Annotated in this window: 22 protein-coding genes; 16 read left to right on the top strand and 6 right to left on the bottom strand. The window is 63.3% G+C overall.

Annotation, left to right across the window (positions count from 1 at the left end):
* Positions 1–13 precede the first annotated feature (13 nt).
* Positions 14–601: a YqgE/AlgH family protein gene (locus FD715_RS10465; protein WP_147109205.1), complete on the top strand. Its 588-nt coding sequence runs from the start codon at positions 14–16 to the stop codon at positions 599–601.
* On the opposite strand, the gene FD715_RS10460 is transcribed toward FD715_RS10465, so the two are convergent.
* Positions 598–1533: an L-threonylcarbamoyladenylate synthase gene (locus FD715_RS10460; RefSeq protein ID WP_147109202.1), complete on the bottom strand. Its 936-nt coding sequence runs from the start codon at positions 1531–1533 to the stop codon at positions 598–600. The genes FD715_RS10465 and FD715_RS10460 overlap by 4 nt on opposite strands.
* Positions 1534–1668: 135 nt before the next feature.
* Here FD715_RS10460 and FD715_RS10455 point away from each other — a divergent pair, with 135 nt between their 5' ends.
* The 5 genes from FD715_RS10455 (at position 1669) to FD715_RS10435 (ending at position 5775) form a co-directional block, all read left to right on the top strand.
* Entirely contained in the window at positions 1669–3375 is a 1707-nt protein-coding gene (locus FD715_RS10455; RefSeq protein WP_147109200.1) for an acyl-CoA dehydrogenase, read from the top strand.
* A complete protein-coding gene (locus FD715_RS10450) occupies positions 3375–4421 on the top strand; it encodes an MBL fold metallo-hydrolase (RefSeq protein ID WP_147109197.1) in 1047 nt (348 codons plus the stop codon). Before FD715_RS10455 ends, FD715_RS10450 begins: the two co-directional genes overlap by 1 nt.
* Before the next feature lie 11 nt (positions 4422–4432).
* The gene (locus FD715_RS10445) at positions 4433–4903 is read left to right on the top strand and encodes a DUF6173 family protein (protein ID WP_370455378.1); all 471 of its coding nucleotides are present in this window, start codon (positions 4433–4435) and stop codon (positions 4901–4903) included.
* 77 nt (positions 4904–4980) lie between these two features.
* Complete coding sequence (locus FD715_RS10440) at positions 4981–5115, top strand: aa3-type cytochrome c oxidase subunit IV (RefSeq protein ID WP_147109194.1); 135 nt, start codon at positions 4981–4983, stop codon at positions 5113–5115.
* Between the two features lie 54 nt (positions 5116–5169).
* Positions 5170–5775 carry a hypothetical protein gene (locus tag FD715_RS10435; RefSeq protein ID WP_147109191.1) on the top strand — a complete coding sequence of 202 codons (606 nt, stop codon included), beginning with the start codon at positions 5170–5172 and terminating at the stop codon, positions 5773–5775.
* 26 nt (positions 5776–5801) lie between these two features.
* On the opposite strand, the gene FD715_RS10430 is transcribed toward FD715_RS10435, so the two are convergent.
* Together FD715_RS10430 and FD715_RS10425 are read right to left on the bottom strand one after the other, a co-directional pair.
* Positions 5802–6122: an AzlD domain-containing protein gene (locus FD715_RS10430; protein WP_147109189.1), complete on the bottom strand. Its 321-nt coding sequence runs from the start codon at positions 6120–6122 to the stop codon at positions 5802–5804.
* Complete coding sequence (locus tag FD715_RS10425; protein ID WP_147109187.1) at positions 6119–6829, bottom strand: AzlC family ABC transporter permease; 711 nt, start codon at positions 6827–6829, stop codon at positions 6119–6121. Before FD715_RS10425 ends, FD715_RS10430 begins: the two co-directional genes overlap by 4 nt.
* A gap of 49 nt (positions 6830–6878) precedes the next feature.
* Between FD715_RS10425 and FD715_RS10420 the strand changes: the two genes are divergently transcribed.
* The 6 genes from FD715_RS10420 to FD715_RS10395 are packed head-to-tail and all read left to right on the top strand — an operon-like array spanning position 6879 to position 11637.
* Entirely contained in the window at positions 6879–7766 is an 888-nt protein-coding gene (locus FD715_RS10420) for a formate dehydrogenase accessory sulfurtransferase FdhD (protein ID WP_147109184.1), read from the top strand.
* Positions 7763–8377 (top strand): molybdenum cofactor guanylyltransferase MobA, encoded by a 615-nt coding sequence (mobA, locus tag FD715_RS10415; RefSeq protein ID WP_147109182.1) that lies wholly within the window; start codon positions 7763–7765, stop codon positions 8375–8377. Before FD715_RS10420 ends, mobA begins: the two co-directional genes overlap by 4 nt.
* On the top strand, positions 8374–8865 hold the full coding sequence (gene mobB / locus FD715_RS10410; RefSeq protein ID WP_147109179.1) for a molybdopterin-guanine dinucleotide biosynthesis protein B: 492 nt from the start codon (positions 8374–8376) through the stop codon (positions 8863–8865). Before mobA ends, mobB begins: the two co-directional genes overlap by 4 nt.
* A complete protein-coding gene (locus tag FD715_RS23040) occupies positions 8862–9773 on the top strand; it encodes a molybdopterin guanine dinucleotide synthesis (RefSeq protein ID WP_147109176.1) in 912 nt (303 codons plus the stop codon). Before mobB ends, FD715_RS23040 begins: the two co-directional genes overlap by 4 nt.
* A complete protein-coding gene (glp, locus tag FD715_RS23035; RefSeq protein WP_370455377.1) occupies positions 9760–11004 on the top strand; it encodes a gephyrin-like molybdotransferase Glp in 1245 nt (414 codons plus the stop codon). Before FD715_RS23040 ends, glp begins: the two co-directional genes overlap by 14 nt.
* Before the next feature lie 39 nt (positions 11005–11043).
* Entirely contained in the window at positions 11044–11637 is a 594-nt protein-coding gene (locus FD715_RS10395; protein WP_147109171.1) for a chemotaxis protein CheB, read from the top strand.
* 22 nt (positions 11638–11659) lie between these two features.
* On the opposite strand, the gene FD715_RS10390 is transcribed toward FD715_RS10395, so the two are convergent.
* The 3 genes from FD715_RS10390 to FD715_RS10380 form a co-directional block, all read right to left on the bottom strand.
* On the bottom strand, positions 11660–12670 hold the full coding sequence (locus tag FD715_RS10390; protein ID WP_189799461.1) for a hypothetical protein: 1011 nt from the start codon (positions 12668–12670) through the stop codon (positions 11660–11662).
* 4 nt (positions 12671–12674) lie between these two features.
* Positions 12675–13145, bottom strand: a complete 471-nt coding sequence (gene greA, locus FD715_RS10385; protein ID WP_147109166.1) for a transcription elongation factor GreA — start codon at positions 13143–13145, stop codon at positions 12675–12677.
* 159 nt (positions 13146–13304) lie between these two features.
* Positions 13305–13685: a VOC family protein gene (locus FD715_RS10380; RefSeq protein ID WP_147109164.1), complete on the bottom strand. Its 381-nt coding sequence runs from the start codon at positions 13683–13685 to the stop codon at positions 13305–13307.
* Positions 13686–13776: 91 nt separating this feature from the next.
* Between FD715_RS10380 and soxR the strand changes: the two genes are divergently transcribed.
* The 4 genes from soxR to FD715_RS10360 all read left to right on the top strand — a co-directional run bounded on the left by soxR (position 13777) and on the right by FD715_RS10360 (position 18675).
* Entirely contained in the window at positions 13777–14241 is a 465-nt protein-coding gene (gene soxR, locus FD715_RS10375; protein ID WP_147109161.1) for a redox-sensitive transcriptional activator SoxR, read from the top strand.
* Between the two features lie 148 nt (positions 14242–14389).
* Positions 14390–16039: an electron transfer flavoprotein-ubiquinone oxidoreductase gene (locus FD715_RS10370; RefSeq protein ID WP_147109158.1), complete on the top strand. Its 1650-nt coding sequence runs from the start codon at positions 14390–14392 to the stop codon at positions 16037–16039.
* Positions 16040–16175: 136 nt separating this feature from the next.
* Positions 16176–17885 (top strand): tetratricopeptide repeat protein, encoded by a 1710-nt coding sequence (locus tag FD715_RS10365; protein WP_147109335.1) that lies wholly within the window; start codon positions 16176–16178, stop codon positions 17883–17885.
* Positions 17875–18675, top strand: a complete 801-nt coding sequence (locus FD715_RS10360) for a 4-(cytidine 5'-diphospho)-2-C-methyl-D-erythritol kinase (RefSeq protein WP_147109155.1) — start codon at positions 17875–17877, stop codon at positions 18673–18675. The genes FD715_RS10365 and FD715_RS10360 overlap by 11 nt, the downstream gene beginning before the upstream one ends.
* Positions 18676–18685: the final 10 nt, after the last annotated feature.

Below are 18685 nucleotides of genomic sequence, written 5' to 3'. Positions count from 1 at the left end.
ATGTTACGTTGAGATGACACAGGAACAGACGATATTGGGCGCCACGACCCTTGATCTGACCGGGCAGCTGCTGGTTGCTATGCCAGGCATGGGCGACCCGCGCTTTGACCGTTCGGTGGTGTTTATGTGCGCCCACGGCGAAGACGGGGCGATGGGGCTGATCGTGAACAAGCCCGCCGCCGACATGACACTAGGCGAGTTGCTCGACCAGCTTGAGATCACCGGCAATGGCCCGGCGCGCAAGCATCCTGTGCATTTTGGCGGCCCGGTCGAAACGCAGCGGGGTTTTGTGTTGCATGGGGCGGACTACACTTCGCGGCTGCAAACGCTTGAGGTGGGCGCGTTCGGCATGACGGCCACACAGGATGTGCTTGAGGATATCGCCACAGGTGAAGGGCCTGAACGCGCGTTGGTGATGCTGGGCTATGCCGGGTGGGGGCCCGGCCAGTTGGAGGGCGAGATCGCGCGCAATGGCTGGCTCACCGTGGGTGCGACGCCCCAGCTGGTGTTTGGCACGGGTGATACGTCGAAATGGATCAAGGCGTTGAACGCGCTTGGCATTGATCCGCTGGGCCTGTCGGGCGAGGCCGGGCGTGCCTAGCCGCGCGGGGCCGCTGCACGTCGCAGCCTGTCGTTGATCGCCTGGCCCAAACCGCAATTCGGGATCGGAGCCACCGCAATGGGTTGGCCCATGGCATCCAGCTTGTGCAGGTGCCCAAAGAGGTTCGCCGCCGCCTCGACCAGATCGCCCGCGACCGACAGGTTCAGATCAGACTGCATCGGCCCGAACCCCAGCAGCACCTCACCCGCGTTGGCGCAGTTGGCATTCAGCCGTACGACAGCGTCCGGGGCGTAATGCGACAGCATCTGTCCGGGTGCGGTGATCGAATCCCCCGCATCCGCGAGCGGGCCTGCGATGGCCTCAATGTCCTCGCGGGCCAATCCGCCGGGGCGCAGCAAAGCCAGCGGATCGCTCCCGACGATGGTCGATTCCAGTCCGACCGTGCAGGCGCCTGCGTCCAGAACCGCGTCGACCCTGCCGTCTAACCCGGCCATGACATGCGCTGCCGTCGTGGGGCTGATCCGCCCGGACGGATTGGCAGACGGGGCCGCCACCGGGCCGCCAAATGCGCGCAACACGTCTTGGGCAACCGGGTGTGATGGCACGCGGATGGCCAGCGTCTCAAGGCCCGCCGTCACCAGCGGCGACAGCCCGTGGCCCTGCTTCAGAGGTGCGACCAGCGTCAGCGGCCCTGGCCAGAACCGGTGGGCAAGGGTTTCGAGCGGGCCGGATAGGTCCGCATAGCGCAGGGCCGCGTCGAAGTCTGGTACATGTACGATCAACGGGTTGAAGCTGGGCCGCCCCTTGGCCTCGAAGATGTGCGCGACTGCGGTGCCGTTTCGGGCATCGCCCCCCAGTCCATAGACCGTCTCCGTCGGGAACGACACCAGACCACCCGCGCCCAGCAGCCGTTCGGCTTCGGCGATACCGGCAGCATCGGGCGCGAGGAGGGCTGTTTCAATCTTGGGCATCAGCGTTGACCTGTCGTCGCGTGACGCGGCGTTTGAGTTGCGATATGACCAAACCAGCCGCATTTATAATTTCAAACACGCCCCTTTAAGCGCCCTTAAGCCGCTTGCCAAGACTTTGATACCAGGAGCTAACCCATGCCGTATCGCGCCCCCGTCGATGACTACTCCTTTCTGTTTGACCATGTGGTGGGGCTTGATCAAGTCGTGGCAACCGACCGGTTCGCGGATGCGACATCGGATGTGACGACCGCCATTCTGACCGAGGCGGGCAAACTTTGCGAAGATATCATCGCCCCCCTGCAACGCCCCGGTGACCTGCACCCCGCGCGCCTTGAAAACGGTGTCGTACGGACTTCGCCTGGCTATGCGGAGGGTTACAAGGCCATCGCCGAAGGCGGCTGGGTCGGCATCGCGGCGGACCCGGAATACGGTGGCATGGGCCTGCCTATGACCGTGACCACCGCCGTGAACGAGATGATGTCGGCGGCCTGCCTGTCGCTGCAGTTGGCCCCCCTGATGACCCAAGGCCAGATCGAGGCGCTGGAACATCACGCCAGCGATGCGATCAAGGAACTTTACCTGCCCAAGCTGATCTCGGGCGAATGGACCGGTACCATGAACCTGACCGAACCGCAGGCCGGATCGGATGTGGGTGCGCTCAGTTCCAAGGCCGAGGACAATGGCGACGGCACATACGCGATCACTGGCCAGAAGATCTATATCTCTTGGGGCGATAATGACTTCACCGACAATGTCTGCCATCTGGTGCTGGCCCGCCTGCCGGGCGCACCTGCGGGCACCAAGGGGATTTCCCTTTTCCTCGTGCCCCGCAACATTCCCGATGAGAATGGCAATGCCGGCGTGGCGAACAGCCTCAAGGTCGTCAGCCTCGAACACAAGATGGGCCTGCACGGCTCGCCCACCTGCGTGATGCAATATGACGGTGCCAAGGGCTGGATGGTCGGCCCCGAAGGCGGCGGTATGGCGGCCATGTTCACCATGATGAACAACGCCCGCCTTGGTGTGGGCGGGCAGGGCGTTGGGGCCGCCGAAGGCGCCTACCAGCACGCTCTGGGTTACGCGCTTGATCGCAAGCAGGGCAAGACTGAGGGCGAGACCGGCACCATCATCGACCACGCCGACGTGCGGCGGATGCTGATGACCATGCGGGCAGAAACCTATGCCGCCCGCGGTATCGCGTTGATGTGCGCGGTGGCCATCGACATGACGACGGCAACGGATGAGGACACGTGGAAGGCGCGCGCCGCCCTGCTGACGCCCATCGCCAAAGCCTTCGGCACCGACATCGGAAACGAAGTGGCGGGCATGGGTATCCAGGTCCACGGCGGCATGGGCTTTGTCGAGGAAACGGGGGCAGCCCAATACGCCCGCGATGTCCGCGTAACCACCATCTACGAAGGCACCAATGGTATCCAGGCCATGGACCTCGTCGCGCGCAAGATGATGGACGGAGGCGAAGCCGCCGCCCGCATTTTTGACGAGATCGAAGCCGCCGCCGAAGCGGCCCGCGCGACCTTCCCCAAGATGGCCGAAGCCGTCTGGCAGGCCAGCGAGAGCCTGCGCGAAACCACTGAATGGATGATCGCGCAGAACCATCGCGTCCGCTTTGCCGGTGCCGTGCCCTACCTGCGGGCGTTCGCGCGGGTGCTGGGCGGGCACATCCACCTCGCCTCCGCCCTCAACGACCAGGGCGGCGCACATGAAAAGGTGGCGCGCTTCTACATCCAGCGGCTCCTGCCCGAACATGACAGCCTGCTTGCGCAGGCGCAGGCGGGCGACTACGACGTCTATGCCCTGACGCCAGAAGAGTTCGCCGCCTGATGAAAGACCTCCCGCCCACTGGACTTCGATACCCGTGGGTGGAGCCACCGCAGCACGGGCAAGCCATCGAAGTGGCCCCCGGCATCCTGTGGATGCGGCTTCCCCTGCCGATGAAGCTGGACCACGTAAACGTCTACGCGCTGGACGATGCCGACGGCTGGACGGTGATCGACACGGGCTTTGCGTCAAAGAAAACCATAGGTATCTGGCACGCGCTGATGGACGGCCCGCTCGGCGGCAAGCCGATCACACGGGTCATCGTCACACACCATCACCCCGATCACGTGGGGCTCGCGGGCTGGCTGCAATCCGACTTCGGGGCCGAGCTCATCACCACGCGCACCGCGTGGCTCTTCGCCCGAATGCTGACGCTGGATGTACAGGACACCCCTACCGAAGAGTCGCTCAATTTCTACCGCAGCGCAGGCATGGACCCCACGATGTTGGCCCAAAGGGCCAAAGAGCGCCCCTTCAACTTCGGCGACATCGTCGCCCCCATGCCGCTTGGCTACACGCGGATCAAACAGGGCGACACGATCCGGATGGGTGGGCGCACCTGGGATATCCATATCGGCAACGGCCACGCCCCCGAACACGCCACATTCTGGAGCCGGGACGATAATATCGTCCTGTCGGGCGACCAGATCCTGCCCTCTATCAGCCCCAATATCGGCGTCTATGCCACCGAACCCATGGCTGATCCCATCTCTGACTGGCTGGAGGCCTGCGAACGGCTGCGGCTGCTGGCGCAGGACGACCACCTCGTCCTCGGTGGTCATAAACTGCCCTTCACCGGCCTGCCCACGCGGATGCGGCAACTGATCGACAATCACCACGGCGCGCTCAAGCGGTTGACGGAGTATATCGACACGCCCAAGGCTGCGTCCGAATGCTTTGCCCCGCTCTTCAAGCGCAGTATTGGCGACGGCGAATACGGCCTCGCCCTGGTTGAAGCCGTCGCGCATCTGTCGCACCTTTACCAAGAGGGGCGGGCCACCCGCCACAAACGCGAGGACGGCGCCTGGGTCTACCAAGCCGCCGACTAGGGGGCAAAGCCATGAGCGACGACATCACCAGCCAGATCAGCACCGCCGCCGAAGCGGTCGAGGCGGCCGCCCTGCCGCGCGCGCATGAGGTCCATTGCGAACCCGGCGCGCGCAACGCAGCCGACCAGCCGGTGCCCAAGGGCGTCAGCAAAACGCCAACCGAACAGAAAAGCCCCGCCCAATGGGCCTATGAACGCATCATCCTCTACCTCAAGAATTTCGAGGAAAGTCTCGACAACGAGCACGAGGTGGCAATGGGGTTCACCGGCGGCGACGCCGGCGTGCTGCGAATCGAGGGGATGGGCTACTATCCGCCGGACATCGTAACCTTCTATGGCACCGACCCGACCGGGGCCAAAACGCAGGCGATCCAGCATGTGAGCCAACTCAATGTGATGCTGCGGGCGCTGCCCAAGGCGGTCGAACAGGCGGAACCGCGCCGCATCGGCTTCCGGCTGGTCCAGGATCTCGAAGAAGAGTGATACGCGCCGCAACGACGCAGTGACAGACCCCGCGGGATGCGGTAAGCGCGGGCAAGCGAATATGGAAGGGACCTGTTATGGCAGACCACAAAATCGGCGAAATGGATATCGAAACGCAGGAAAAGACCTTTGACGGGTTCATGTCCTGGGTCACTTGGTCCGTTGTCGTGATCCTCGTCCTGCTGGTCGGCATGGCGATCTTTATTTCTTAAGGCACGCACGTTTTTTCCAAAAATGTGATTTGAAAAGACTGGGGAGTTCCGGGAATGCGTTTGTATGCGGCCCTTGTGGCCTGCGGCGTGCTGGTCGGGTGCGCCCAGCCTCCCGAAGTACCCTACGCTTCTGACGAACGGGTCGCCTCGGTTGCCTATCGCGCACCGGGGCCAGCAACGATTACCGTTATGACCATGGTCAGCAATCGCAACGGGTCCGGGGCGCATACGGCGCTTTTGATAAACGGCAGCGAACGCGTGATCTTCGACCCCGCGGGCTCTTTCGTGAACGAGCGGGTGCCCGAACAGGCGGATGTTCTCTACGGTGTGACCCCGGCCGTCTTGCAGGGCTACCGCAGCGCGCATGCCCGCAGCACCTTTCATGTGGTCAGCCAGACGATGGAAGTGACCCCCGAACAGGCCGAGATCGCCTTGCGTCTGGCCAAGCGCAACGGCGCTGTCCCGCGCGCCCTGTGCACAAATGCAACGACGATGCTGCTCCAGCAGGTGCCCGGTTTCGAGGACACCAAGGTGACCTATTTCCCGACCAAGCTGATGGAGCAGATCGCCAAGCGCCCCGGGGTGATCGAGGACAAGTATTTCGAAGACGACGAGGGCACCATCGTGGACGGTGTGGCAGGGATCGTCATTCCCGAGTGAGGGCTTTGCCGCGCGCGGTCACGGTTTCAGAGCACGTAGACCAAAACAATCAGCGTCGCCGCACCTGCGCCAATCGCCGCAAAGACGTTGCGCGTCCACATCCCCACCCCCAACGTCGCCAGCGCGGCCACAACGCGGCTGATATCCGTGCCGCCGTCCTCTCCCGAAAAGACGACCAGTGGCGCCACGAGCGCGGGCAAGATCGCCACGGCTGTGTATCGCAGATGCCGCAGCAACCAGGCGGGCAGGGGCCGGTCACCGACAAAGCCCAGAAAGGTGAAGCGCAGCAGAAAGCTGCCCACGCCAAGGCTTATGATGACGGTCCAAAGGGTCGCGCTGTCGCTCATGGTGTGCGCCCCTTGAGCATCAGTTCCGCCTGCGCACCCGCCATCATCCCCGCGGCCCCGGCGATGATCAGGCCCAGTGAATAGGGCACCGGCACCGCCAGCAGCCCCACAACGACCGCAACCACAGCCGCAATCAGATGCGGCAACGTCCGCACCATCGGCGCCACCATCGACAAAAACGCGATGGGCAGGGCGAAATCCAGCGGCAGGTCCTGCGGCAACTGCGTGCCGACAGCGGCGCCCAGATAGCTCATCCCGAACCAGACGATCATGACCAGCAGGCAGGTGCCAAAGTAATACGCCATCCGCTGTGGCACGCCCAACTCCGGCTCCGCCTCAAACTTCGCATGGCTCAGGGCATAGCTTTGATCGACCAGCAGGTAGGCCGCAAAGATGCGCTGCCACAGTGGCGCCCGACCCAGATAGGGGGTCAAAGCGGCGGAATACATCGCTACCCGCAGGTTCACCGCCAACGCTGACAGGATCACAATAACGGTCGGCGCGTCATTCTCCATCACCTGCAGCGCTGTAAACTGCGCCGCCCCCGCAATGACCGCGAGTGAGAACGTCATCACCTCAAACACGTTCAGCCCCGCCTCGGTCGCCAGCACACCAAAGAGCAGCGCAAAGGGGCCGGCCACGAAGACAAAGGGTGCGCCGTCGCGCACACCCGCCCAAAAAGCGGATTTGGTGGTGGTGATGGGCATGAGGGGGCCTTAATGTAACCCGGCAAGATGTAGGCGCTGCTCGGGGAGGATGCAATTGGCACGTGACAGCGACACGACAGGATACCTGGTCGCGCCCGACCCCCGCGCGCCGCGCCTCACCCGTGCCGTCACCGGCCACGACCACACCGGGACCGAGACGCAAATCAGCGTGGTCGAGGAACGCCCCCTCACCATCTACCTGAATGCGCAGGAAATTGTGACGGCGATGACCATCGGGGACTACCCCGATTACCTGGCCCTCGGCTTTCTGCGCAACCAGCGCATGCTGACCGATGCCGACACCGTCACGCGCGTGGATTACGACGAGGAACTCGAAACCGTCGTCGTCCGCACCGCCAATCCCACCAACCACGAAGACAAGCTGAAGAAAAAGACCCGCACCAGCGGCTGCGCCGTCGGCACCGTCTTTGGCGACATGATGGAGGGGCTGGAGGACACGACCCTGCCGCAAGCCGAGGTCCGCACCTCCTGGCTCTATGCCCTCTCGGCAACCATCAACCGCACCCCATCCCTCTACCTCGAAGCGGGCGCGATCCACGGCACGGTGCTCTGCCAGCAGGACCAACCACTCGTCTATATGGAGGACGTTGGCCGACACAACGCGGTCGACAAAGTGGCGGGCTGGATGCTTCAGAACGGGTCCGACCCGGCGAACAAGATCCTCTACACCACCGGCCGTCTCACCTCAGAAATGGTCATAAAAACAGCGCTCATGGGCATCCCCGTTCTCGCCTCCCGCTCCGGTTTCACGGCTTGGGGCGTCGAAATCGCCCGCGAGGTTGGACTGACCCTCATCGGACGCATGCGCGGCCAACGCTTCGTCTGCCTCAGCGGCGAAGAACGGCTGATCCGCGACACCGACCCCTCCAGCGTGCGCGACGAACCCAAGGGCGCAGGACGCAAGGGCGCGGCATGAAACCACCTTTGGGCGTGATCCTAGCGGGCGGGCAAGCCACGCGCATGGGCGGTGGCGACAAGGGGCTGCTGCAAGCAGGCGACACGCGGCTGATCGACCACGTGATCCAGCGGCTCAGCCCTCAAGTGGACGGCCTCGCGCTTAACGCCAATGGCGACCCGACGCGCTTTGCCGACCTGAAGCTGCCTGTCATCCCCGACAGCATCGACGGCTTCGCTGGCCCCCTTGCGGGCGTGCTCGCGGGTCTTGATTGGGCGGCACAGCAGGGTGCGGAAACAATCGTCACCGCTGCCGCCGACACGCCCTTTTTCCCCTGTGACCTCGTCCCGCGCCTGCACCTCGCGACCGAAGGGATGCAGCACCCGCTCGCCCTCGCCGCCACGCCCGATCCCAAGCGGGGCAAGGCGCGGCACCCCACCTTCGGCCTCTGGCCCGTGGCACTCCGCGACGACCTGCGCGCCGCACTTCGGGACGGTCTGCGCAAAGTCGTCCTCTGGACCGACAAGCACGATGGCCGCACCGCGCTCTTCCCTGACGAAGATGCCTTTTTCAACGTGAATACGCCCGATGACCTGAAACGGGCAGAGACCATAGCCAAGGAACTACAATGAAGATTTACGGTGTTGTTGGCTGGAAAAACGCGGGCAAGACCGGCCTGATGGAGCGGCTTGTGACCGAAATCACCGGGCGGGGCATCACCGTCTCGACCGTGAAACATGCCCACCACACCTTCGACGTGGACCATCCGGGCAAGGACAGCTACCGCCACCGCGTTGCGGGCGCGTCCGAGGTGCTGCTGGCTTCCCGCAACCGCGTGGCGCTGATGCAGGAACTGCGCGATCAGGACGAACCCACGCTCGATCATCTGCTGACGCGCCTCAGCCCCGTCGATCTGTTTCTGGTCGAAGGGTACAAGCGCGACGCCCACCCCAAGGTTGAGGCGCACAGGGCCGAGACGGGCAATCCGCTTATCGCCCCCGATGATCCCACGATCCGCGCCATCGCGAGCGACACGGCTCTCGATATGGACCGCCCGGTCTTCGACCTGAACGACACCAAGTCGATTGCTGATTTCATCCTGTCAGAGGTCGGGCTTTGAGTGTCAGCGACACCGGCGCGGGCTTCGACACCGGCGCGGTGTTCAACACCATTGTCGTGGCCGACTGGTCCGCAGGCAAACGCCGCCCCGCACGGCCCAGCAAGGATGCGATCTGGCTTGGGATTGCGTGTGGCGGCGTGGCCGAAGACCCGATCTATTGCCGCTCCCGCCAGGACGCGGAAGCACAGATCACGCAGATCATCGACGCCGAAGTGGCGGCAGGCCGTAGGCTCCTTCTCAGTTTCGATTTCCCGTTCGGCTATCCGCGCCGCTTCGCTCGCCACATCACCGGCAGCGACGATCCCTTCACCCTCTGGGATTGGATCAGCGCGCGCATCACTGACACGCCAGACGGCACCAACAACCGCTACGCCGTGGCCGAAGAGATGAATGCACAATTCGAAGGCCCGGGCCCTTTTTGGGGCAAGCCCAACCAGACCGACTGGCCGGGCGTGCCCTACCGCAAAGCAGGGATCAGCTACGACACGATCCCCGAACGGCGCACCTGTGATCTCGCGGCCAAGGCGGCTTCAAGCTGCTTTCAATTGGCCTTTCCGCCGACTGTGGGCGGGCAAATCCTGATGGGACTGCCCACGTTGAATCGGTTGCGCCAGCGCCCCGATGTCGCCGTCTGGCCCTTTGGGGATTGGACAGAGGCGCCTGTGGTGTTGGCCGAGATCTGGCCCGGCCTCATCGAACCGGCGGTCAAGGCCACACAAACCGACGGCATCCGCGATGCAGTGCAGGTCCGCCTGCTCGCCACCGCCCTGTCACGCCTGCCCGCCGCCACGCTCCACGCATGGATGACCGACCTGCCCGACGCCGCACGCGAAGAAGCCTGGATCCTTGGTGCGGGTCACACTGCCGAGCTTGTTTCCCATGCCGAGGACACCGATGCCGCCGCTTAAGAACGACTGTTTCGCCCTGCCGCCCGGCGTCCACTGGACCCCCGTGGACGAGGCACTCGCCGACCTCCGCACCCGGCTCTCCAGCGTGGTGGACACCGAAACAGTGCCCGTTTCGGGCGCCCTCGACCGCATCCTCGCAACCGACATCACAGCCCCGCGCGCCCATCCTCCACTGCCGAACACCGCCGTAGATGGTTACGGTTTCCTTAACGGACGCGGGGAGGGCGACCACCACATCCCGATCGTCGCGCAACATATGCCCGCCGGAGCCACCCCCGATACAAGTGTCCCCGCGGGGACAGCCATCCGCATCCTCACCGGCGCCGCTCTTCCATCCGGCGTAGACACGGTCATCTTGCAGGAGGATGTCGAGGTCAAAGACAACGCCATCCACTTCACCGGCCCGATCAAGCAAGGCGCGAACACTCGCAGGGCGGGCGAGGACGTGAAGGTCGGCGACGTGATCGCTGAGGCGGGGCGCAAACTGACTCCCGCCGACCTCGCCCTCCTCTCCGCCGTGGGCGTGTCCGATGTCGAGCTGCGCCGCCCTTTGCGGGTCGGGGTCCTGTCGACCGGTGACGAATTGGTTCAGACTGGTGAAGATGCCGGGCCGGGTCAAATCTATGACGCGAACCGGCCCATGTTGCGCGGTCTGATTGCGCGGCTTGGGCATCTGCCGGTCGATCTGGGCGCCGTTCAGGATGATCGCGACGCATTGCGCGCGCGGCTGGATGACGCCGCGAGGCAGGTTGATGTGATCTTTACCAGCGGCGGTGCCTCGGCGGGGGATGCAGATCATGTCTCGGCTCTTTTGAACGAAGCAGGGGCGATGGCGCTGTGGCGCATCGCGATCAAGCCGGGTCGACCTTTGGCGCTGGGAATGTGGCAGTGCAAGCCGGTCTTTGGCCTGCCCGGCAACCCGGTGGCCGCGATGGTGTGCACCCTCGTTTTCGGCGCACCTGCGCTGGCTACGCTCGCCGGGGCGGAGTGGGCGGCGCCACAGGGTTTTATGGTGCCAGCCGCTTTCTCCAAATCGAAGAAGGCCGGGCGGCGGGAGTTTTTGCGGGCGCGGATCCGGGGTGGTCAGGTGGAGGTCTTTGCCTCCGAAGGGTCGGGGCGGATCAGCGGGCTCAGCTGGGCAGAGGGGCTTGTTGAACTGCCGGATGACGCCATGAGTGTCGCGCCGGGCGACTTGGTGCGGTTCATTCCGTGGGGCGGTTTCGGCGCTTAGTCGTGGTAATCTCGATGGAACTGCCTATGTTTCCAACATATGAGCCAAGCGCCTGATCCAGAATACATCATCGTCATCGGCGCGTCGGCAGGGGGTCTGAAACCCATGTCCGAGGTTCTGAGTGTCCTTCCGCGCAATCTGAACGCCCCCGTGGTCGTCGCGATACATGGCGGCCATCTGAGCAAGTTGACCGAAGTTCTGACCCGGACCGCATCACTGCCCGTGCGCAAGGCGACGGACGGCATGGCGCTGGAGCCTGGGGTGATCGCCGTCTGTCCCGGCGGGGAACACACGCGGATCGAGGGCCGTGTCCTGCGGTTGGGCCGCGCGCCCGACGCGGCGCGGTTCCAGCCGTCGGTCGACCTCCTGTTTCGCAGCGCGGCCGAGCATTACGGCGCGGGCACTGTCGCTGTCGTTCTGTCAGGCAATCTCAATGACGGAACAGCTGGGGCGCAGGCCGTGCACGAGGCCGGGGGCGTGATGTTGGTGCAGCTTCCGCGCGAGGCCGACTACCCGTCGATGCCGGCGAGTGTGGTTTTACACGACCACCCGGATGCCGTGCTGCTGGCCGAAGATATCGCGGACCGGTTGCGCGAATTGGTTGGAGCGCGCGGTCTGGTTCGCGCGATTTAGCGTTTATTGTCAAAGTGTTGCGTTAGTCAAACGTGCCGGCGACGCGGCCCAGCAGCATAAAGGCGCGGGCTGTCCGGGTGTCGCTGAGAGCAGAGATTTCCGCGTCTGTGGCGGTTTCCGTAAAGGCGGACACTGTCTGATCAAAGCGGCGCAGGAAATGGTGGGCGGCGTCGCGAAAGATGGGGTCTTGCTTCATCCGGCCCGCCGAAAGCGCGAGTGAGGACCGGTCGCGCACACCACCCAGCGGGGCGACGGCGCGACCGCGTGCACCTTCGGCGAACTGGCGCCAGACTTCGGGGCGAGCGCGGTCGGGGCGCAGGTCGTCCATGTAGATGCCGTCCTGGCTGAGCAGGGTCAGAATGTCCTGAGCTGCCTGTATGAGCTGTGCTGTTGTCCGGTCCTTCATCGCCTTTCGCAGCGCGACAAAGCCTTCCTCATCTTCCGCCGTTTCGGGGAAGTTGAGGGCGCGGATGAAATCCTCGGCGGCGAGCGGCGGCGCGATGTCTTCGGCACTCGTGCCAAGGGCAAGGGCGGGCTGGTCGCCTGTGGGTTCGGGTCTTGCGGCTGTCTGAGGCGCAGGTGCCTGTTCGCGGCGGCTTTGGAAGGTGGCGAGTGCGCTTTCGGTCTTGCGCGTGGCGGCGGCAATCTCGTCGAGTTTGCGCGCGACCGAGGGCTCATCTGCGACGTTGCGGCCCTGGTTCTGCGCGATGTAAGCCTGCCGGATGGCATCGATCGCCGTCTGCAACCGCTGGCTTTCCTCGCGCATGACTTTGCTCGAGCGTGCGGCTGTTGCCGCTACCCAGATCATGGCCACTGGCATGAAGATGGCGAGCATCGTGATCAGAAAGCGCAGGCCTTCGCCCGTGCCTGCCGGATCGTCGCCCGCGAGCAGGAAATAGGCCGCTGCCCCAACGAGCCAGATGGCGGTCAGGATCAGGGCTGCAATCTCGATCCCCGTGACGCCCTCGGCGCTGGGTCTGTCGTAGATTCCCAGCGGCGTTGGACGCGATTGTGGTTCGGGCTTTTCGGCCATGGCCTCAGCTATAGCTGATTTTCAGGACTTCATAGGACTTTTCACCGCCAGGTGTCCGTACCTCGACGCTGTCGCCCTCTTCCTTGCCGATCAGTGCCCGTGCTATGGGCGATTTTATGTTCAAAAGGCCCTTTTCGATGTTGGCTTCGTATTCGCCGACGATCTGGTAGGTCTTTTCCTCGTCCGTATCCTCGTCCACCAGCGTGACGGTAGCCCCAAATTTGATGGCGCCCGACAGCTTAGTGGTGTCGATGATGTCCGCGAGCGAAATGACGCCTTCGAGTTCCTTGATCCGGCCTTCGATGAAAGACTGCTTTTCCTTGGCCGAGTGGTATTCGGCGTTTTCCGACAGGTCACCATGCTCGCGCGCCTCGGCAATCGCCTTGATGATGGCGGGGCGTTCCTCGGTCTTGAGGTGCTTGAGTTCCGTTTCCAGTGCGGTGGCACCGGCGCGGGTCATCGGGATCTTTTCCATCGGCGTCGTCCTAAGAACATGCGGCGGCCCGTGTTCGAGCCGCCGTGCATTGCGATGGGGATTACCTGACCCAATGGGGCAGGGGAATGCAAGGGGGTATGGGGGCCAACCCCCGTCGCTGGCGCGACTCCCCCGGCATATTTTTCGAACAATGAAGGGTCAGTCGTATTGCACCACTTCAAACTCGATATTGTCCGCATCGTGGAAGTAGAAGCGGCGCCCCGGTTCGTAGTCGTGGTGCTGGCCGACCTGGAACCCGCGGGCGCGGGCGGCGGCCTCGACCCCATCGAGGTCGTCGGTGACGATCGCGATGTGATTCAGCCCGCCGATTGTGGCGTAAGAGCTTTCACTGCCCTTTGCCGCTGTGGCCTGTGTGTAGAGCGCGAGATAATGCTTGTCCGTTCCGACGTGGACGGTGCGCCCGTCCTCCATCGCGTTGCCGGCCCACCGGATGTGCCAGCCAAAGAGGTCGCACATCCATGCGGCGGTTGTATCGGGGTTCGAGACGGTCAGATTGGTGTGTTCGAGTATGGCGGGCATGGTTTGGTCCTTTCTTCATTTTGCCTTTCCTTTGCAGAGAGGTGAGGGCATCGTGCGACCTCAAGTCAACTTGAGGTCAAGAGGTTTTTTCATGGCGCCATCCGAGGGGTTGAGCATTGGTGAGATTGCTGAGCGGACCGGTTTGGCCGTCTCGGCCATCCGGTATTACGAGGATGAGGGGCTGGTGGCCCCGTGGCGCAATGCGTCTGGGCGGCGGCGGTTTCAGCGCGCCGACATCCGGCGGCTGAGTTTTATCATGGTCGCGCAGCAGTTCGGGTTTTCGCTGGCGCAGATCAAGGCAGAGCTGGACCTGTTGCCGCGCCACCGTGCCCCCAACAAGCGTGATTGGGCGCGCATCAGCACCGAGTTTCGGGAAGGTCTGGACGCCCGCATTGCCCGGTTGGAGAAGCTGCGTGATACGCTCGATGGCTGCATCGGGTGTGGGTGTCTGAGCCTTAAGGCCTGTGCGCTTTACAATCCCCGCGATGCCGCTGCCGAGAAGGGGCAGGGCCCGCGCTATTTGCTGGGGGATCGCCCGTCAGATGTCACGCCGTGACGTTATTTTGCGTAACGTGTCGTCGTTTCGTGAATTTTTGGTGGATTTTTTCACGGTGACAGTTCACCACATTGCGAAAGCCCTATCTAAAGGGTAGCGACGATGAAATTTGCGCTTGATGCGCCGGGAGCAAAAGGGGAGCCACCGGATGGCCGAGATTGAACGCGAAGCGATGGAGTATGACGTGGTGATCGTGGGGGCGGGCCCTGCTGGTCTATCCGCCGCCATTCGCCTGAAGCAGTTGGATGCCGATCTGAATGTCGTCGTGCTTGAGAAGGGATCCGAGGTTGGCGCGCATATCCTGTCGGGTGCTGTTCTCGATCCCGTGGGTCTGGATGCTTTGATCCCGGACTGGAAGGAGAAGGGCGCGCCGCTGAACGTGCCCGTCAAGGACGACAACTTCTACATGCTGGGAGAAGCGGGGCAGGTTCGTATTCCGAACTTCCCAATGCCGCCGCTGATGAACAACCATGGCAACTACATTGTGTCCATGGGCAATGTGTGCCGCTGGATGGCGGAGCAGGCCGAGGAGATGGGGGTCGAGATTTTCCCCGGCATGGCCTGTTCCGAATTGGTCTACGGTGACAATGGCGAGGTGAAGGGCGTTGTAGCCGGTGTGTTTGGCCTCGAAGAAGATGGGTCCATTGGCGAGAACACTGAGCCCGGCATGGAGCTGCACGGCAAGTATGTGTTCCTGTCTGAAGGCGTGCGTGGGTCGCTGTCGAAGGAGGTCATCGCCAAGTATGACCTGGCCCAGGGCAAAGAGCCGCAGAAATACGGCCTGGGCATGAAAGAGATCTGGGAGATCGACCCCGAGAAGCACAAGGAAGGGTCTGTTACCCACACGATGGGCTGGCCGTTGGAATCCAATGCGGGTGGCGGGTCCTTCATCTATCACCTTGAGAACAATCAGGTTTATGTGGGCTTTGTGGTGCACCTGAACTACAAGAACCCGCATCTGTTCCCCTACATGGAATTCCAGCGCTTCAAGCATCATCCAATGGTTGCTGACTTGCTGAAGGGCGGGAAGCGCGTGGCCTATGGCGCGCGGGCGATTTCCGAGGGTGGCTATCAGTCGATGCCGAAGATGGTGGCGCCCGGTGTGGCGCTCTTGGGCTGTTCTGTTGGCATGGTCAACGTGCCGCGGATCAAGGGCAACCACAACGCGATGCTGTCGGGCAAGGCGGCGGCCGAGGCGGCTTTTGACGCGATCAAGGCGGAGCGGTCGGGTGACGAGTTGACCGCCTATGAGACGGAAGTGCGTGAAGGCGCCATCGGCAAGGACCTCAAGAAGGTGCGCAATGTGAAGCCGATCTGGTCCAAATACGGGCTGACCGCGTCGCTGGTGCTGGGCGGGTTCGACATGTGGACCAACACGCTGGGCTTTTCGCTGTTTGGGACAGTGGGGCATGGCAAGAACGATGCCGATGCCACCGAAGAGGCATCGAAGCACAAGCCAATCGACTATCCCAAGCCCGATGGCACGCTGTCCTTTGACCGGCTGACCAATGTGTCCTTCAGCTTTACCAACCACGAGGAAAGCCAGCCTGCGCACCTCAAGCTGACAGATGCAGCGGTGCCGGTGGCGCAGAACCTCCCGAAATATGCGGGCCCGTCGGCGCGCTACTGTCCGGCTGGCGTGTATGAATTCGTCGAGGAAGAGGGCAAGGACACGCGCTTTGTCATCAACTTCCAGAACTGTGTGCACTGCAAGACTTGCGACATCAAGGACCCGGCGCAGAACATCACCTGGACCACGCCGCAGGGCGGGGACGGGCCGAACTACCCGAACATGTGATCAACAAAACGCCGGGCCATACAGCCCGGCGTTTTTTCTGGCGGTGATGTGCTGACCATTTCGCGAGGTCGGATTGCACATATGATCAGACGTGCTAGCCTTTAGACCAAACAGCAAGAAGGCAGTGCATCCCGTGATCCGATCGCTTTTGTCCAGTGTCGCTTTGGCCGCCGTGTTGGCTGCAACGCCGCATATCGCGGCAGCCCAGTCGGTCGCGGGGTCGTACCTGGCCGCGCGGCAAGCCGCGATGACCAGCGATTTCGAGGCGGCGGCGCGCTACTATACCCAAGCGCTGGCGCGTGATCCCGGCAACGTGGAGTTGATGGAGGACGCCATCGTCGCGCAGATGGCGCTGGGTCGTATTGATCGTGCGCTGCCCATCGCGCAGGCCATTGAAGAGCGTGAGGCGCGCAGTCAGGCCGCTCATATGGTCATCATTGCCGACATGCTCGCGCAAGAAGACTACGCCGCGTATCTGGAACGCGATGCGGACACCCAAGGGATCGGGCCGCTGGTTGATGGGCTGTTGAACGCTTGGGCACTTGTCGGTGCAGATCGCGTAGATGAGGCGATGGCCGGGTTCGACGCCGTGGCCGAACAGCGCGGTGTGCGCGGGTTCGCCATGTATCACAAGGCGATGGCCCTGGCTGGTCTGGGCCAGTTCGAAGAGGCCAGCGAGATTTTCGAGAACGAGGGCTCCGGCCCCCTGCAACAGACGCGCCGGGGCGCGATGGCGCGGGCCGAGGTGCTGTCGCAGCTTGGTCGCAATGCGGAGGCGGCAGCGTCTCTTGATGCTGCCTTTGGCACCGTGACCGACCCGGAGCTTGACGCCATGCACCTCGCCCTTGAGGCAGGGGAGACGCTGGCCTTTACCCATATCACATCGGCGCGGGACGGGATGGCGGAGGTGTTCTATTCGCTGGCGGGTGCGTTGCGGCAGGATGCCGGGGCGGACTACACGCTGCTCTACGGGCGCCTGGCAAAGCATTTGCGGCCCGATCACGTGGACGCGCTGCTGTTGAACGCGGATCTTTTGGAAACGCTTGAGCAGTATGATCTGGCCAACGCGACCTACAAGCAGGTGCCTGCCGATCATCCGGCATTCCATGCAGCAGAACTGGGCCGGGCGGCGGCGTTGCGCGAATCCGGTAAGCCTGATGCCGCGATTGAAGTCTTGGAACAGTTGGCCAAGCGCTTTGGCGATCTTCCGCTGGTGCATTCGACGTTGGGCGATGTGCTGCGCCAGCAAAGCCAGTTTGAAGAGGCGGTCGCCGCATATGATCGTGCGCTGGACCTGACAGACCCGGAAGCGCGGGGCGCTTGGTTCCTGCACTATGCGCGGGCCATTTCCTATGAGCGTCTGAAAGAGTGGCCCCAGGCGGAGGCTGATTTTCGGCGGGCGCTGGAGCTGAACCCCGGCCAGCCGCAGGTGCTGAACTATCTGGGCTATTCGCTCGTTGAAAAGCAGATCAAGCTGGACGAAGCGCTTGAGATGATCGAGGAGGCCGTCGCAGCCAGCCCGGACAGCGGCTACATCGTGGATAGCCTCGGTTGGGTGCTGTACCGCCTTGGCCGCTACGACGAAGCGGTCGAGCATATGGAACGCGCGGTGGAGTTGATGCCCGTCGATCCGGTTGTCAATGATCACCTTGGCGACGTGTATTGGGCGGTGGGCCGCGAGCGTGAAGCGCGGTTCCAGTGGATGCGCGCGCTGAGCTTTGTCGATCCTGCGGATACCGATGGCGAGGCGGACCCTAAGCGGATGCGCCGCAAGCTTGAGGTCGGGCTGGACAAGGTGCTGGCCGAAGAAGGTGCAGCGCCCCTGCGGGTGGCGAATGACAATTGAGGCCTTTGCGCCCGCCAAGATCAACCTGACCCTGCATGTGACCGGCCAGCGAGATGATGGCTATCATCTTCTTGATTCCCTTGTGGTTTTCGCCGATGTGGGCGACCGGATCGGGTTTGTTCCGGCCCCATCCATGCGGATTGACGTGTCCGGGCCATTCTCGGTCGGGGTTCCTGACGATGACCGCAATCTGATCTGGCGCGCCGCTGCGCTGGCGGGTGTCACGGGGCGGTTTTCCCTTGAGAAGAACTTGCCCCATGGGGCCGGGATTGGCGGCGGATCGTCAGATGCCGCGGCTGTGCTGCGGTTGATGGGGGCGGAGGCACATGCGCTTGCGCTGGGTGCAGATGTGCCTGTGTGCCTGTTGGATGTACCGCAACGGATGCGCGGAATTGGTGAGGATGTGACGCCTGTGGGCGGTGTACCTGCGCTGGACATGGTGCTGGTCAATCCGGGGGTTCACGTGCCGACGCCCGATGTATTCAAGCGCTTGCGGCAGAAAGAGAACTCAGCGATGGACAGCAGGCTTGGCTGGTCGGATCGCGCTGGTTTCGTGGACTGGCTCGGGGCACAGCGTAACGATCTGCAAGCGCCTGCGGCATCCGGCAACCCTGCCATTCCGTCGGCGTTGACTGCCTTGAAAGGAGCAGAGGTGTCGCGCATGTCCGGTTCGGGATCGACGTGTTTTGGTGTTTATCCCGATGCTGCTGCTGCACGGGCTGCAGCAGACCAAATCGCCGAAAGCCAGCCGCGCTGGTGGGTTCGGGCGGTGCAAACAGTCGGGGCCTAGCACGGCACGG

The organism is Tateyamaria sp. syn59, from assembly GCF_007995245.1.
Taxonomy (GTDB): domain Bacteria; phylum Pseudomonadota; class Alphaproteobacteria; order Rhodobacterales; family Rhodobacteraceae; genus Tateyamaria.
The sequence above is the reverse complement of the archived record's forward strand: the minus strand, read 5'-3'. Positions and strand labels throughout refer to the sequence as shown.

What these genes read in the sequence shown, in the direction of transcription:
- FD715_RS10435 (WP_147109191.1), top strand. Translation starts at nt 5,170, where the DNA reads ATGCGTTTGTATGCGGCCCTTGTGGCCTGCGGCGTGCTGGTCGGGTGC.
- FD715_RS10430 (WP_147109189.1), bottom strand. Translation starts at nt 6,122, where the DNA reads ATGAGCGACAGCGCGACCCTTTGGACCGTCATCATAAGCCTTGGCGTG.
- FD715_RS10380 (WP_147109164.1), bottom strand. Translation starts at nt 13,685, where the DNA reads ATGCCCGCCATACTCGAACACACCAATCTGACCGTCTCGAACCCCGAT.
- FD715_RS10370 (WP_147109158.1), top strand. Translation starts at nt 14,390, where the DNA reads ATGGCCGAGATTGAACGCGAAGCGATGGAGTATGACGTGGTGATCGTG.
- FD715_RS10395 (WP_147109171.1), top strand. Translation starts at nt 11,044, where the DNA reads ATGAGCCAAGCGCCTGATCCAGAATACATCATCGTCATCGGCGCGTCG.
- FD715_RS10445 (WP_370455378.1), top strand. Translation starts at nt 4,433, where the DNA reads ATGAGCGACGACATCACCAGCCAGATCAGCACCGCCGCCGAAGCGGTC.
- mobB (WP_147109179.1), top strand. Translation starts at nt 8,374, where the DNA reads ATGAAGATTTACGGTGTTGTTGGCTGGAAAAACGCGGGCAAGACCGGC.
- FD715_RS10450 (WP_147109197.1), top strand. Translation starts at nt 3,375, where the DNA reads ATGAAAGACCTCCCGCCCACTGGACTTCGATACCCGTGGGTGGAGCCA.
- soxR (WP_147109161.1), top strand. Translation starts at nt 13,777, where the DNA reads ATGGCGCCATCCGAGGGGTTGAGCATTGGTGAGATTGCTGAGCGGACC.
- FD715_RS10440 (WP_147109194.1), top strand. Translation starts at nt 4,981, where the DNA reads ATGGCAGACCACAAAATCGGCGAAATGGATATCGAAACGCAGGAAAAG.
- glp (WP_370455377.1), top strand. Translation starts at nt 9,760, where the DNA reads ATGCCGCCGCTTAAGAACGACTGTTTCGCCCTGCCGCCCGGCGTCCAC.
- FD715_RS10420 (WP_147109184.1), top strand. Translation starts at nt 6,879, where the DNA reads ATGCAATTGGCACGTGACAGCGACACGACAGGATACCTGGTCGCGCCC.
- FD715_RS10460 (WP_147109202.1), bottom strand. Translation starts at nt 1,533, where the DNA reads ATGCCCAAGATTGAAACAGCCCTCCTCGCGCCCGATGCTGCCGGTATC.
- greA (WP_147109166.1), bottom strand. Translation starts at nt 13,145, where the DNA reads ATGGAAAAGATCCCGATGACCCGCGCCGGTGCCACCGCACTGGAAACG.
- FD715_RS10465 (WP_147109205.1), top strand. Translation starts at nt 14, where the DNA reads ATGACACAGGAACAGACGATATTGGGCGCCACGACCCTTGATCTGACC.
- FD715_RS10360 (WP_147109155.1), top strand. Translation starts at nt 17,875, where the DNA reads ATGACAATTGAGGCCTTTGCGCCCGCCAAGATCAACCTGACCCTGCAT.
- FD715_RS10455 (WP_147109200.1), top strand. Translation starts at nt 1,669, where the DNA reads ATGCCGTATCGCGCCCCCGTCGATGACTACTCCTTTCTGTTTGACCAT.
- mobA (WP_147109182.1), top strand. Translation starts at nt 7,763, where the DNA reads ATGAAACCACCTTTGGGCGTGATCCTAGCGGGCGGGCAAGCCACGCGC.
- FD715_RS10390 (WP_189799461.1), bottom strand. Translation starts at nt 12,670, where the DNA reads ATGGCCGAAAAGCCCGAACCACAATCGCGTCCAACGCCGCTGGGAATC.
- FD715_RS10425 (WP_147109187.1), bottom strand. Translation starts at nt 6,829, where the DNA reads ATGCCCATCACCACCACCAAATCCGCTTTTTGGGCGGGTGTGCGCGAC.